Source organism: Georgenia sp. X1117, assembly GCF_057784635.1.
The window spans coordinates 3,200,714-3,215,323 of record NZ_CM173492.1; the positions used below are offsets into that span (position 1 = coordinate 3,200,714).

Sequence of the window (14,610 nt, forward strand, 5' to 3'; positions counted from 1 at the left end):
CACTAAACTAACAGTGAACGGTTAGTGTGTGGTCGTGTCGTACTGGGACCGCGTCCGCACGCCGCAGCGACGCCGCGCCGTCAGCCCCGAGGCGATCGCGGTGCTCTCCGCCGAGCTGCTCGACGCCGGCGGGCTCGCCGCCTTCTCCCTGCGTGCCCTCGCCGGGGCCCTCGGCGTGGCCCCGGCGAGCCTGTACTCCCGCATCGACGGCCCGGCCGACGCCCACGACCTGGCCCTCGACCACGTGCTGGCGGAGGATCGCGCCGTCCGGGCGGCGCTCGCCGACGGCTCCGCGACCCTGCTGCTCACCGCGCTGCACCGCCACCTGCGGGCGCACCCGTGGGCCGTGCACGTCGTCGCGGAGCGGCCGCCCCGGGGCCCCGCCTACGTCGCCTGGTCGGAGGCCCTCGTGCGCGCGCTCGAGCGCGAGGGGCACGCGTCGCCGCTGCCGCTCGCCTACGCCGCCACCAACCTCGTGCTCGGCAGCGCCCTGACCGCGGCCGCCGCGGCCCTCGAGCCTGGTTCGCCCCCCGACGACGGGGCCGCTCCCGTCTACGCGGCCCAGCACGGGTCGACGCGTCTCGACCCCGAGGACGTCCTGCGAGAGGCGCTGCGCGCCTGGGGGATCGGTAGCGCGGTGTGAGCGCCGTCCTGCTGACCCGGGCCGCGGTCCTGGCGCACAATGGAGGGTCCATCGCGCGAGGCCGGTGGGCCCGAGCGACGCAGGAGGAGCAGCGCATGACGGTGACGCGGACCGCGTCGGACGGCGTCGGGTCGACCCTCGACACGGCCGAGGGATGGGGCGGCCTGCAGGTCGGCGCCGTGCGGGTCGGCGTGCCCGTCGTGCTCGCGCCCATGGCCGGCGTCACCCTCCCGCCCTTCCGCCGCCTGTGCCGCGAGGCGGGCGAGGCGGCGCTGGAACCCGCCGACCGGGTGAGCGACGCCGTCGGGACCCACGCGCCGGCCGGGCTCTACGTCTGCGAGATGATCACCTCCCGCGCGCTCGTCGAGCGCACGCCCGAGACCATGCGGATGATCACCCCCGACCCCACGGACCCGGTGCGCTCGGTCCAGCTCTACGGCGTCGACCCGGTGACCGTGGCCGCGGCCGTGCGGATCCTCGTCGAGGAGGACCGGGCCGACCACGTCGACCTCAACTTCGGCTGCCCCGTGCCCAAGGTGACCCGCAAGGGCGGGGGAGCGGCGCTGCCGTGGAAGGCCGACCTGTTCAGCGACATCGTGCGCGGCGCCGTCGCCGCGGCCCGCGAGGCCTCCCGGGGACGGGACCACGAGGTCCCGGTCACCGTGAAGATGCGCATGGGCATCGACGACGAACACCTCACCTACCTCGACGCCGGGCGGGCCGCCGAGCGTGCCGGTGCCGCCGCCGTCGCCCTGCACGCCCGCACGCTCGAGCAGCACTACTCCGGCCAGGCCCGCTGGGAGTCGATCGCCCGGCTGAAGGAGGCCGTGCGCACCGTGCCCGTGCTGGGCAACGGCGACATCTGGTCGGCCGAGGACGCCGCCGAGATGATGCGGACCACCGGCGCCGACGGCGTGGTCGTCGGGCGCGGATGCCAGGGCCGACCCTGGCTGTTCACCGACCTCGTCGCCGCCGCGACCGGCTCCGGGACGCGGGTGCGGCCCGGGCTGCGGGCGGCCACCGACGTGCTGCGCCGGCACGCTGCCCTCATGGTCGAGCACATGGGGTCCGAGGAGCGCGCGCTGCGCGAGATGCGCAAGCACATGGCCTGGTACCTCAAGGGCTACCCCGTGGGCGGCGACGCGCGGCGGGCGCTCGCGCTGGTCGACTCCCTCGCCGAGCTCGACGCCCTCGTCGCCGACCTCGACCTCGACTCGCCCTACCCGGGCGAGGGCGCCGAGGGGCAGCGCGGCCGGGCCGGCGGCCCCAAGCGCGCCCACCTGCCCGACGCCTGGCTCGAGAGCCGCGAGGTCGACGAGGCCTGGGCCGCCGTCCTCGCCCAGGCCGAGCTGTCGGTCTCCGGCGGCTGACGCCGTCCGGGCAGCGCCGGCCGGGCAGCGCCCGCCGGCAGAGGTCGCCAGGCCGGCCTCGGCCCGTCGACGTAGTCGGGCCGACGCAGCCAGGGCACGACGCCGCGAGGGGCGGGTGACCTCCCGGTCACCCGCCCCTCGGCGTGCTGCGTCAGGCCACGTGGGCCCGACGGGTCACTTCACGTCCTCGTCGACCCAGTCGAAGGACTTGGTGACGGCCTTCTTCCACAGGCGGTAGGTGCGCTCGCGCTCGGCCTCGTCGAGCTGCGGGCTCCACCGGCGGTCCTCGGCCCAGTTGTCGATGACGTCCTGCTCGCCCTTCCAGTAGCCCACGGCGATGCCGGCGGCGTACGCCGCGCCGAGCGCGGTCGTCTCGGCGACGACCGGCTTGACCACGTCCACGCCGAGGATGTCGGCCTGGAACTGCATGAGCGTCTCGTTGGCGACCATGCCGCCGTCGACCTTGAGCTCGGCGAGGTCGGCGCCGGAGTCGGCGTTCATCGCGTCGAGCACCTCGCGGGTCTGGAAGGCCGTGGCCTCCAGGGTCGCGCGGGCGATGTGGCCCTTGTTGACGAACCGGGTCATGCCGACCAGCGCGCCGCGGGCGTCAGACTTCCAGTACGGCGCGAACAGGCCCGAGAACGCCGGGACGAAGTACGCGCCGCCGTTGTCCTCCACCGTCTTGGCGAGCTCCTCGACCTCCGGGGCGCTGGAGATGATGCCCAGGTTGTCGCGCAGCCACTGCACGAGCGAGCCGGTCACGGCGATCGAGCCCTCGAGGCAGTACACGGCGGGCTGGTCGCCGATCTTGTAGCCCAGCGTGGTGAGCAGACCGTTCTCCGAGAAGACCGGCTCGTTGCCGGTGTTGATGAGCATGAAGTTGCCCGTGCCGTAGGTGTTCTTGGCCATGCCGACCTGGAAGCACGCCTGACCGAAGGTCGCGGCCTGCTGGTCGCCGAGGATGCCGGCGATCGGCACGTCGGTGAGCAGACCCTGCTGGCGGCCCTTGCCGTAGACCTCCGAGGAGGAGCGGATCTCCGGGAGCATCGAGAGCGGGATGCCCATGTCGGCGGCGATGTCCTCCGCCCAGGTGAGTGTCTTGACGTCCATGAGCATCGTGCGCGAGGCGTTGGTGACGTCGGTGACGTGCAGGCCGCCGTCGACGCCGCCGGTCATGTTCCACAGCACCCACGCGTCGGTGTTGCCGAAGATGAGGTCACCGGCCTCCGCCTTGGCGCGGGCGCCGTCGACGTTGTCGAGGATCCACTTGATCTTCGGGCCGGAGAAGTAGGTCGCCAGCGGCAGGCCCACGCGGGGCTTGTACTTCTCGTCGCCCTCCGAGCCGGCGAGCTCCTGGCAGATGCCGTCGGTGCGGGTGTCCTGCCAGACGATCGCGTTGTAGATCGGCTCACCGGTGGTCTTGTCCCACACGACGGTGGTCTCACGCTGGTTGGTGATGCCGGCCGCCGCGATGTTCCCGGCGTTGAGGGAGGCCTTGGACAGGGCCATCCCCACCGCCTCGCGGACGTTGTTCCAGATCTCCTTCGGGTCGTGCTCGACCCAGCCGGCCCGGGGGAAGATCTGCTCGTGCTCGAGCTGGCCGACGGAGACGATCTCGCCGGAGTGGTTGAAGATGATCGCTCGGGACGACGTCGTTCCCTGGTCGATCGCCAGGACGTACTTCTCGGTGTCGCTCATGTCGGGGACTGTTCCTTTCGACGGCGGTGTCGATGTGCCGCCCGGGACGGCGGTCGCCGCCCCGGGGTCCTGCGGGGGTGACGACGGGCGGGACGTCAGGGGTGCCCCGCCCGTCGCCGGGGGTGTCAGTCGGTGGGGGTGAGCCGCTCCACGGGGACCAGCTCCGGTGCCTGGACGCGCACCGCGGAGGCGGCGGCGTCGTCGGTGGTCTCCTGCGCGGCGAGGATCGCGTCGGCCTGGGCGACCCAGCTGGCGACCTCCTCGTCACGTCGGCCGTCGTCCCAGCCGAGCAGGCCGGCCATGATGGCGGCGATCTCGGGGGCCGCCGCCTTGCCGCGGTCGGGCTGCTCGAAGTCGAGTCGGACCCGGTGCAGCAGGACGTCCTCCAGGTGCAGGGCACCCTCGTGGGTGACCGCCCAGGCGACCTCGGCGCGCAGGTAGTCCGGGGCGTGCTCGAGGGCGGTGGCCAGCGAGGGGTCCTCGTCCACGGTGGCCAGGAACTCGCCCAGCTCCGAGCCGTAGCGGGAGACCAGGTGCTCGGCGCGGGCGGCGGAGAGTCCGTAGCGGCTGCGCAGCTGCGGCAGCTGGCGGCGCGTGGCCTCCAGGCCCGGGGCACCCACCAGCGGGGTCTCGGTGGTGATCGAGGGGTTGGCCTTGGCCCGCGCCTTGCCGAGCGCGTGGTCCACGGCGTCCTCGGCCATGAGGCGGTAGGAGGTGAGCTTGCCGCCGGCGATGACCGTCAGTCCCGGCTGGGGGGTGGTGACGGTGTGCTCGCGGGAGACCTTCGTCGACTCGCCGTCGCCCTTGTCCACCGGCTGCAGCAGCGGGCGCAGGCCGGCGTAGGTGCCGATGACGTCCTCGTGGGTGAGCTTGTCCTTGAGCACCGAGTTGGCCTGCTCGAGGACGTAGTCGATGTCCTCGGTGGTGGCCACGGGGGAGTCGACCTGCTCCGTCCACTTGGTGTCGGTCGTGCCGATCACCCAGTAGCGCTGCCACGGGATGATGAACAGCACGGACTTCTCGGTGCGCAGGAAGACGCCGGTCTTGCCCTTGATGCGGTCCTTGGGCACGACGATGTGGATGCCCTTGGAGGCCAGCACCTCCAGGCCGCCCTCGGCGCCGCCGAGCTTCTCGGTCTCCTCGGTCCACACGCCGGTCGCGCCGATGACGTGCTTGGCGCGCACCGTGATCTCCTGGCCGGTCTCCAGGTCCTTGACGACCGCGCCGGTGGCGCGGCCCGAGGCGTCGGAGACGATGGAGGTGACCTGCGCGCGGGTGGCGGCGGCCGCGCCGAAGCCCTGCGCGGTGCGCACGAGCGTCATCACCAGGCGGGCGTCGTCGACGCGCGCGTCGTAGAAGCGGATGCCGCCGATGAGGGTGTCGGGGTCGAGGCTCGGGACGAGCTTCATCGCCCCGGAGTGGGTGTAGTGCTTCTGCATGGGCACCGTCGCGCCCTTGTTGCCGATGATCGACAGGGCGTCGTACATACCCACGCCGATGGCGGAGTAGCCGCGCTCGATGACCCGCTGCTTGAGCGGCCAGAGGAAGGGCTGCGCGGACACGAGGTGAGGAGCGGTGGTGGTGAGCAGGATGCCGCGCTCGCGCAGCGCCTCGGAGACGAGCGCGAAGTTGAGCTGGTAGAGGTAGCGTAGGCCGCCGTGGATGAGCTTCGAGGACCACTGCGAGGTGCCCGAGGCCCAGTCCCGCATCTCGACGATGCCCGTGCTCAGCCCGCGCGTGGCGGCGTCGAGCGCGATCCCGGCGCCGGTGACGCCGCCGCCGATCACCAGGACGTCCAGCTCCTCGGTGGCCATCCGCTCCAGCGCGGCCTGTCGTGACTCCGGCGTCAGTGCTGTGGTGTTCACGTGCTCGCTCCTCCATCGGCTCGTGCGTCGGCGCCCGGCCCGCGTCAGGCACGGCGTCGTGTGCTCCCTAGGATGGTCCGAGACCGCACATCCGCACAACTTCCATGAGCGGACGTGCACGACGACGGAGGACCGGTGGACGAGCGTGACCGCGAGCGGGAGGTCTTCGAGGCCGCCTCGATGTACTACCTGCAGGACGAGACGATGGAGACCATCGCCCGACGCACCGGGGTGTCCCGGTCGACGGTCTCCCGCCTGATCAAGCAGGCCCGCGCCTCGGGCATGGTGCGCATCGAGCTGCACCCGCCCGCCGAGATGGGCACCCGGGAGTCCGGCGTGCTGCGCGACCTGTTCGACGTGCAGACGCACGTGGTGACCGTGCGGCCCGCCTCCAGCGAGGTCCAGCGGCTCGAGCAGATCGCCCGCGTGGCCGGCCGCCTGGTCTCGGGGTGGGTGCAGCCCGGCACGGTGCTCGGCATCGCCTGGGGCAACACCGTCGCCGCCGTGGTCGGCCAGTTCGTCGCCCGCCCCGCCGCCGGCTCGGCGGTCGTCCAGCTCAACGGCGCCGCCAACCCCACCACGACGGGCATCCCCTACGCGGGCGCCATCATGGAGCAGGCGGCCCGCGCGTTCGAGTCCTCCGTGCACCACTTCCCGGTGCCCGCCTTCTTCGACTTCCCCGAGACCAAGCTCGCCATGTGGCGGGAGCGCTCCCTGGCCGCCGTCCGCGCGCTCCAGGCGCGCACCGACATCGCACTGTTCGGCGTCGGTGCCTTCACCGGGTCCCTCTCCTCCCAGGTCTACGCGGGCGGCTACCTCGACCAGAGCGAGATCGAGACCCTCCAGGCCGCCGGCGTGGTCGGCGACATCTGCACCGTGCTGCTGCGCGAGGACGGCACCTACGCCGACATCGCCACCAACGCCCGCGCCTCGGGGCCCTCGCCGGCCGCGCTGCGCCGGATCTCCCGGCGGGTGTGCGTGGTCTCCGGGCCGGCCAAGGTCCGGCCCCTGCTCGGGGCGCTGCGCTCGGGGGCGATCACCGACCTCGTCATCGACGAGCCCACGCTGCGCGCGCTGGTCGACCGGCTGGGGCGCACCGGCCTGACCCGCGGGCGGCCCGTCGGCCCGGCCTGACCCGCCCTACCAGGTCATGGCGTCGTCGGGCGCATTCGCATCGACCGAAGGCAAGCGTGCACCTTCGTTCATGGTGGGTGAGCAAGCGTCGACCGCTTTGGTACGGTTCCCGGCAGATCGCGCCGCACGGGCGCGACGGGTGACGGGGCCCGAGACACCGTCACCTGGTAGGCGCGGCAGCGCCAGAAGGGGAGGCGAGATGGGCTGGCGAATCGTGGTCGGTTCCGACAACGCCGGATACGAGTACAAGGAAGCTCTCAAGGCAGACCTTGAGGCAGACCCGCGGGTCGACGAGGTCGTCGACGTGGGCGTCGGGGACAACGCCGACGAGAACCCGTACCCCAACATCGGTACCGCGGCCGGCGAGAAGGTCGCCGCCGGGGAGGTCGACCGGGCGCTGCTCGTGTGCGGCACCGGCATCGGCGTGGCGATGGCGGCGGGCAAGGTCCCCGGCATCCGCGCCTCCGTGGCGCACGACAGCTTCAGCGTCGAGCGTCTCGTGAAGTCCAACAACGCGCAGGTCCTCACCTTCGGCCAGCGCGTCATCGGTCTCGAGCTCGCCCGCAAGCTCGCGGGAGAGTGGCTCGATCACGAGTTCGACGAGTCCTCGAACTCGGCCAAGAAGGTCGCCGTGCTCAGCGAGTACGAGGCCAAGGGCCAGGGGACCGGCACCGCCGGCTCCTGACCCCCGGGCGCCGGCCACCCGGTCGGCGCACGGTCCCGGGTGCGTGCCTCCGGTCCGCACCCGGGACGGCCACCTCGGCCGCCCCCTGCGCGGCCGTCCGGTGGTACTGACACCGCAGTCACCAACACGCCCCACGACGCCGTGGGGGAAGAGAGAGGTACCACCGACGTGGAATTCGACATCGTCTGGTTGCTCGTAGCCTTTGCCGGCGGCGCGTTCGGCGCCGCAATCGGCGGACAGACCGCCTTCATCTTCACGGGCTTCGCCTTCCTGTTCGGCTTCTCCGCCCTCCTGGGCGGGGTGCCGGTCGCGCAGGACTTCATCTCCGTCTTCGCGTTCGGGCCGGTCTTCGGTCCGCACATCGCCTTCGCCGGTGGCGCCGCCGCCGCCGCGTACGCAGCGAAGCGGGGCTACTTCCCCGAAGGGGTCAACGGGCGTGACATCGTCACGCCGCTGGCCGGCTTCCCCCGGGCCGACATCTTCATCGTCGGTGGCATCTTCGGCATGATCGGTTACACGATCAACCAGTTCCTCGTGTGGCTGTTCGGCCTCTGGGCCCCCGAGGGCGAGTCGCTGTTCTTCACGACGGACACCGTCGCGCTGTCCGTCGTGCTCGTCGCCGTCATCGCCCGCATCGCCTTCGGCGTGAAGTCCCGCTCCCTGGTCGGTCCGTTCAACGGCCACAAGGCGCTCAAGCTCGACGACGGCACGCACTGGGTGGAGCACCAGGAGAAGTGGAGCATGTCGGCGCTGCACGGCCTGACCTCCGGCCTGCTCTTCGCCTTCGTCGCCGTCTGGCTCATCGGCAACGTGCCCACCGACAACCCGGCCTACGGCAACATCGTCACCCAGGTCTTCCTCATCGGCTGGGCGATCTCGGCCATCTCGCTGATCTTCCTCAGCCTCGGCATGAAGACGCCGGTCACGCACCACATGACGATCCTCGCCGGCCTGGCCGCCGTGCAGCTGCTCACCGTGGTCGAAACCGACCCGTGGGTCGCCGTCGTCGGCGGTGGCGTCGCCGGTCTCCTCGGCGGTGTGCTGGGTGAGTGGTTCTCCCGGATCTTCAACGCCCGCGGCGACACGCACATCGACCCCCCGGCCGGTGCGATCTTCATCGGTACGACCGTCATCTACCTGCTCACCACGATCTGAGCCGGACCGGGGCGGGGGCGCGACGCCCCCGCCCCGGACCTCTTCGAGCCCGTGCCGCAGGCATCGCGCGCGGCACGGGCACCGCACCCGGGCCCCGCCGGGCCCCACCATCACCACCGAAGGAGCAGCAGGGATGATCGACCGCGCCGGACCCACCGACTGGTACGAGGCCTACGTCTTCGACATGGACGGCACGATCTACCTCGGCGACCACCTGCTGCCGGGCGCCAAGCGCCTCATCGAGGAGCTCCACCGGCGCGACCTGCCCGTGCGGTTCCTCTCGAACAACCCCACCAAGGACCCCGCCGAGTACGCCGAGAAGCTCGAGCGCCTCGGCCTGCCGACCCCGGTCGAGGAGATCGCCAACACGGTGGTCACCACGGTGCGCTGGCTCCAGACGCACCACCCGGACGCGACCGTGTTCCCCATCGCCGAGGCCCCGCTCGTCCGCGCGCTCGACGCCGCCGGCATCCGTCGCTCCGAGGACCCCGCCGAGATCGACATCGTCATCGCGTCCTACGACCGCACCTTCGACTACCGCAAGCTCCAGATCGCCTTCGACGCGATCTGGTTCCACGAGCGGGCCATCCTCATCACCACCAACCCCGACCGGTACTGCCCGTTCCCGGGCGGGCGCGGGGAGCCCGACGCGGCCGGCATCGTCGCGGCGATCGAGGCGACCACCGGCGCGACCCTGCACGCCAACATGGGCAAGCCCGAGGCCGCCATGCTCGAGGCGGCCCTGACCGGCCTCGACGTCGACCCCGCCCGCGCCATGATGGTCGGCGACCGGCTCGGCACCGACATCGGCATGGCCGTGCGCACCGGCATGGCCTCCACGCTCGTCCTCACCGGCGACAACACCGTCGAGGACGCCGAGGCGCTGCCCACCGAGGAGCAGCCCACCTTCGCCCTGGCCCGGATCGACCACCTCGTCCCGGCCGCCGAGCGCTCCGCCCTGGGCTGGAGCGATGAGGACCCCGAGGACGACCCCCGCAACTGACCCGCCGCCGACCGGCGCACGGGCGCCGGAGAGCCGGCACCGCGCATTGATGCGCCAGCACACCCAAGGAGAGGCGACGATGTCATCCAGCACCCCCACCGGCCCGTTCGTCATGGGCATCGACTTCGGCACGGAGAGCTGCCGGGTCGGGATCTTCGACCTGCTCGGTCGCCCCGTGACCTTTGCCGCGACGACCTACCGCACCACCCACCCCCGACCGGGCTGGGCGGAGCAGTCCCCGAGCGACTGGTGGGAGGCCCTCAAGGCCTCCACCGCCAAGGCGATGCGCGAGTCGGGCCTGACGGGCCGGGACATCAAGGGGATCTCCTACGACGCGACGACGATGACCGTGGTCGCCATGGACCGCGCCGGCCAGGCGCTGCGGCCCGCCATCATGTGGATGGACGTGCGCGCGACCCGGCAGGCCGATCGCGTCGTCGGCCACCCCTCGCCGGCCACCCGCTACACCGGTGGCGGGACCCTGCCGCCCACCGCGGAGTGGTACCCCTTCAAGGCCGCCTGGCTCAAGGAGAACGAGCCGGCCACCTACGACAAGGCCTACCGGCTCATCGACGCCCCCGACTGGCTGACCTATCAGCTGACGGGGGAGTGGACGCTCAACATCAACACCGCCGCGCACCGCTCCTACTACGACCGGGACAACGGCGGCTGGCCCGTCGACCTGTACGAGGCCGCCGGCTGCGGCGACGTCTTCGACAAGCTGCCCGAGACCGTCAACGACCTCGGCGTCCCGGTCGGGGGCCTGACCTCGCACGCCGCCGAGGAGCTCGGGCTCATGCCCGGCACGCCCGTGGCCCAGGGCGGCGGCGACGCCTGGCACGGCCAGATCGGCCTGGGTGTGCTCTCGCCGGGGAAGATGACCCTGGTCACCGGGTCGAGCCACGTGATGTCCGGCCAGAGCGCCGAGCCCGTCTCGGGCGAGGGCTTCTTCGGCGGCTACGTCGACGGCGTCGTGCCCGGCCAGTACACGGTCGAGACCTCCCTGACCTCCTCCGGCTCGGTGCTCAAGTGGTTCCGCGACGAGTTCTGCCAGGACATCGTCGACGCCGCCGAGCGCACCGGGCTCAACCCCTACGACGTGATGAACGCCCAGGCCCGCGAGATCCCGCCGGGCTCGGACGGCGTCATCTTCACCGAGTACTTCCAGGGCAACCGCACGCCCTACTCCGACTCCAAGGCACGCGGCACCGTCTCGGGCCTGTCCCTGTCCCACAGCCGGGCACACCTGTACAAGGCGGTCCAGGAGTCGGTGGCCTACGGCGTCGAGCTCAACATGCGCAAGCTGCGCGAGGTCGGCATGGAGGTCGAGGAGTTCGTCGCCGCCGGCGGCATCCTCAAGTCCGCGGACTGGATCCAGATGCACTCCGACGTCACCGGCGTGCCGATCACGCTCACCGAGGTCGGCGACGCCGTCACCCTCGGCTCGTGCATCCTCGCCGCCGCCGGCGCCGGCCTGCACGGCTCGGTCCAGGAGGCCGCCGAGGCCATGGTCCACGTGCGCGCCCGCCTCGAGCCGAACGCCGAGCGCCACGAGGAGTACTCCTTCTACGTCGACCAGTACGCCAAGCAGTACCCGGCGCTGCAGGAGCTCATCCACGACACCGTCGACCACGTCGCCGGCTGACCACCGCCGCCGAGAACCCGACCAGCACCCAGGAGAGAGCTGATGACCCAGGACCTCATCGCCACCGCGCTCGCGACCGCCACCGACACCCAGGCGATCGTCCACGGACGCGGCGTCGTCGACCAGACGGGACAGGTGTTCGCCGAGCAGTTCCCCGGAAAGCGGGGCATCGTCGTCGCCGACGGCAACACGTGGGCCCTCGCGGGTGAGGCCGTCACCGCCTCGCTCAAGGCCGCGGGCGTCGAGCTCGACGAGCCCTACGTCTTCCCCGGCACCCCGACCCTGTACGCGGGCTACGAGAACGTCGAGCTCGTCCGCGAGCACCTGCGCGGCACCGACGCGGTGGCCTGCTCGATCGGTGCCGGCACCCTCAACGACATCGTCAAGCTCGCCTCGGGCGAGCTCGAGCGCCCCTACATGAACGTCTGCACCGCGGCCTCGATGGACGGCTACGCCGCCTTCGGCGCGTCCATCACCAAGGACGGCTTCAAGATCACGCGGAACTGCCCGGCGCCCGTGGCGCTGGTCGCCGACCTCGACCTCATGGCCACCGCGCCGCAGCGCCTGACGGCGACCGGCTTCGGCGACCTCGTGGAGAAGGTCCCTGCCGGCGCCGACTGGATCATCTCCGACATCCTCGGCGTCGAGGCGGTCGACGAGTACGTGTGGGGCCTGGTCCAGGGCCCGCTGCGCGAGTCCCTCTCGCGCCCCGGCGACCTCGCCGCCAGCGACCCCGACGCCCTGGAGGGCCTCGCCGAGGGCCTCATCATGTCGGGCCTGGCCATGCAGGCCCACCAGAGCTCGCGGCCGGCCTCCGGCGCGGGCCACCAGTTCTCCCACACCTGGGAGATGGAGGGGCACGGGCTCGACTGGGAGCCGCCGCTGTCCCACGGCAACAAGGTGGGCCTGGGCACCGTGGCCATCTGCGCGCTGTTCGAGGTGGTCCTGCGCAAGGACGTCCCGGCCATCAACATCGACGCGCTCGTGGCGGCCTGGCCCTCGCGGGAGGAGATGGAGGCCCGGGTGCGGGCCATGCACACCGGGGAGCGCGCCGCCCCGCTCGTCGAGCCGGCGGTCAAGCAGACGTTGGCGAAGTACCTCGAGCCCGAGGAGCTGCGGGCCCGCCTCGAGCTGGTCGTGCGCGAGTGGCCCACCATCGTCGAGCGGTGCCGCGAGCAGCTCGTGCCGGCCGCCGACGTGCGGGAGTGGCTACGCGAGGTCGGGGGCGTCTACCACCCCGAGCAGATCGACCTCGACATGGAGCGGTTCCGCCTCACCTACTACCGCGCGCAGACCATCCGCTCGCGCTACACGATCCTCGACCTCCTCCTCGAGCTGGGTCTGCTCGAGGAGTGCGTCGAGGAGCTCTTCGCCCCCGAGGGTTACTGGTCGCAGCCCGACGCACGCTGAGCGGTCGGGGTCCCGGGCCGGCGGGAACCGGGACCCCCTCCGCCTCTCCCCGAGGACTCCCGCCACAGCCGACGGCGCACCGCGCCGGGAGGAAGGGACATCGTGAGCAAGGACAGCACGTTCGTCATCGGTATCGACTACGGCACGCTCTCGGGCCGGGCCAGCATCATCCGCGTGAGCGACGGACTGGAGAAGGGGGCCTCCGTCGTCGTCGACTACCCCAGCGCGGTCATGGACCGCACGCTCGACGCCGCCGACGGCCAGAAGCTGCCGCCGGAGTTCGCGCTGCAGGACCCGGACGACTACATCCACGTCCTCAAGGAGGCCGTGCCGGCGGCGATGGACGACGCCGACATCACGCCCGACCAGGTCGTCGGGATCGGCATCGACTTCACCTCCGCGACCGTGGTGGCGGCCAAGGCGGACGGCACGCCGCTGTGCACGCTGCCCGAGTTCCGCAACCGCCCGCACGCCTGGGTCAAGCTCTGGAAGCACCACGGCGCCCAGGGGCAGGCCACCCGTATCGTCGAGCTCGCCAAGGAGCGCGGCGAGACCTGGCTGGGCCGCTACGGCCACACCATCTCCTCCGAGCTCCTCCTGCCGAAGGTCCTCGAGACCCTCGAGGAGGACAAGGAGGTCTACGACGCCACCGACGTCTTCGCCGACGCCCTGGACTGGATCGTGTGGCGGATGACCGGCACCCTCGTGCAGTCCGCCGGCGACTCGGGCTACAAGCGCCTCTACCAGGACGGGAAGTACCCCTCGCGGGAGTTCCTCGAGGCGCTCAACCCCGACCTCGGCGGCGTCTACGAGGAGAAGATGCCCGCCCCCGTGGCGCCGCTGGCCTCCAAGGCCGGTGAGCTGAACGAGGAGTTCGCCGCCCTCATGGGCCTCAACGCCGGCACCGCCGTCGCGACGGGCAACATCGACGCCCACGTCACCGCCGCCGCCGTCAAGGCCGTCGAGGCCGGGCAGATGACCGCCATCCTCGGCACCTCGGCCGTCTACGTCGTCTCCGGGCCCGAGCTGGTCGAGGTCCCGGGCATGTTCGGCGTCGTCGACGGCGGCGTCGTCGACGGGCTGTGGGGCTTCGAGGGCGGCCAGTCCGCCGTCGGGGACATCTTCGCCTGGTTCGTCGACCACAGCGTTCCGGCCTCGTACCACGAGGCCGCGAGGAAGGCGAACAAGTCGATCCACGACCACCTCACCGACCTGGGCGCCAAGCAGGGCATCGGCGAGCACGGCCTCATCGCGCTCGACTGGCACGGCGGCAACCGCTCCGTCCTGGTGGACACCGACCTGTCCGGGCTGATGATCGGCACCACGCTGACCACCCGTCCCGAGGACCAGTACCGGGCCCTGCTGGAGTCCACCGCCTTCGGCGCCCGGATGATCGTCGACACCTTCAAGGAGCACGGGGTCGAGATCACCGAGGTCGTCGCGGCCGGCGGCCTGCTGAAGAACAAGTTCCTCATGCAGCTGCTCTCCGACGTCACCCGGCTGCCGATCTCGGTGGCCACCGTCGCCCACGCCGGCGCGCTCGGCTCGGCGGTGCACGCCGCCGTCGCCGCCGGCCAGTACGGCACGATCCAGGAGGCCGCGGACGCCATGGGCGGCAAGAAGCCCAACGCCTACGTCCCCAGCGAGCCGCGGGCCAAGCTCTACGACGAGCTGTACGCCGAGTACGTCCAGCTGCACGACTACTTCGGCCGCGGCGGCAACGAGGTCATGCACCGCCTCAAGGCCATCCGCGCCCGGGCGGCCGCCCGCGTCGCGCGCTAGCACCGACGAGCCGGCCGGGCACCGCCCCGGCCGGTGACGGGGGCGGACCGGGGCCTGGCGCCCCGGCCCCCGCCGCGTACCCGGCCGGGCGGGTGGGCCGCCCGGCCGGGATGCGGCATCCGCTGGCACCCCGCGGCGCTTCGCGGGAGGCTGGTGGTCGAGACGCACGATGGGAGCACGGGCGCCGAGCGCCCGGGAGAGAGGACGACGTGAGCACGCC

General features: G+C 72.0%; 11 protein-coding genes. 9 read left to right on the forward strand and 2 right to left on the reverse strand.

Features of this window, described 5'->3' with window-relative positions; all coding sequences use genetic code 11:
* The first annotated feature begins 34 nt into the window (after positions 1-34).
* Positions 35-643, forward strand: coding sequence for a TetR/AcrR family transcriptional regulator (locus AC3D3D_RS14755; protein ID WP_463662435.1), 609 nt, complete (start codon positions 35-37; stop codon positions 641-643).
* 95 nt (positions 644-738) lie between these two features.
* Positions 739-2,013, forward strand: coding sequence for a tRNA dihydrouridine synthase DusB (gene dusB, locus AC3D3D_RS14760; RefSeq protein ID WP_463662434.1), 1,275 nt, complete (start codon positions 739-741; stop codon positions 2,011-2,013).
* 174 nt (positions 2,014-2,187) lie between these two features.
* On the opposite strand, the gene glpK is transcribed toward dusB, so the two are convergent.
* Positions 2,188-3,711, reverse strand: a complete 1,524-nt coding sequence (glpK, locus tag AC3D3D_RS14765) for a glycerol kinase GlpK (RefSeq protein ID WP_463662433.1) — start codon at positions 3,709-3,711, stop codon at positions 2,188-2,190.
* Between the two features lie 125 nt (positions 3,712-3,836).
* Positions 3,837-5,525 carry a glycerol-3-phosphate dehydrogenase/oxidase gene (locus AC3D3D_RS14770; protein WP_463662508.1) on the reverse strand — a complete coding sequence of 563 codons (1,689 nt, stop codon included), beginning with the start codon at positions 5,523-5,525 and terminating at the stop codon, positions 3,837-3,839.
* 186 nt (positions 5,526-5,711) lie between these two features.
* Between AC3D3D_RS14770 and AC3D3D_RS14775 the strand changes: the two genes are divergently transcribed.
* The 7 genes from AC3D3D_RS14775 to AC3D3D_RS14805 all read left to right on the forward strand — a co-directional run bounded on the left by AC3D3D_RS14775 (position 5,712) and on the right by AC3D3D_RS14805 (position 14,390).
* The gene (locus tag AC3D3D_RS14775; RefSeq protein WP_463662432.1) at positions 5,712-6,710 is read left to right on the forward strand and encodes a sugar-binding transcriptional regulator; all 999 of its coding nucleotides are present in this window, start codon (positions 5,712-5,714) and stop codon (positions 6,708-6,710) included.
* A gap of 199 nt (positions 6,711-6,909) precedes the next feature.
* Positions 6,910-7,395 (forward strand): ribose-5-phosphate isomerase, encoded by a 486-nt coding sequence (locus AC3D3D_RS14780; RefSeq protein WP_463662431.1) that lies wholly within the window; start codon positions 6,910-6,912, stop codon positions 7,393-7,395.
* A 168-nt stretch (positions 7,396-7,563) separates the two neighbouring features.
* Entirely contained in the window at positions 7,564-8,550 is a 987-nt protein-coding gene (locus tag AC3D3D_RS14785; RefSeq protein ID WP_463662430.1) for a DUF7973 family transport facilitator, read from the forward strand.
* A gap of 133 nt (positions 8,551-8,683) precedes the next feature.
* A complete protein-coding gene (locus tag AC3D3D_RS14790) occupies positions 8,684-9,553 on the forward strand; it encodes an HAD-IIA family hydrolase (protein ID WP_463662429.1) in 870 nt (289 codons plus the stop codon).
* A gap of 79 nt (positions 9,554-9,632) precedes the next feature.
* Positions 9,633-11,198: an FGGY-family carbohydrate kinase gene (locus AC3D3D_RS14795; protein ID WP_463662428.1), complete on the forward strand. Its 1,566-nt coding sequence runs from the start codon at positions 9,633-9,635 to the stop codon at positions 11,196-11,198.
* Positions 11,199-11,240: 42 nt separating this feature from the next.
* Positions 11,241-12,608 carry a sn-glycerol-1-phosphate dehydrogenase gene (locus AC3D3D_RS14800; RefSeq protein ID WP_463662427.1) on the forward strand — a complete coding sequence of 456 codons (1,368 nt, stop codon included), beginning with the start codon at positions 11,241-11,243 and terminating at the stop codon, positions 12,606-12,608.
* A gap of 102 nt (positions 12,609-12,710) precedes the next feature.
* A complete protein-coding gene (locus tag AC3D3D_RS14805; protein ID WP_463662426.1) occupies positions 12,711-14,390 on the forward strand; it encodes a ribulokinase in 1,680 nt (559 codons plus the stop codon).
* Positions 14,391-14,610: the final 220 nt, after the last annotated feature.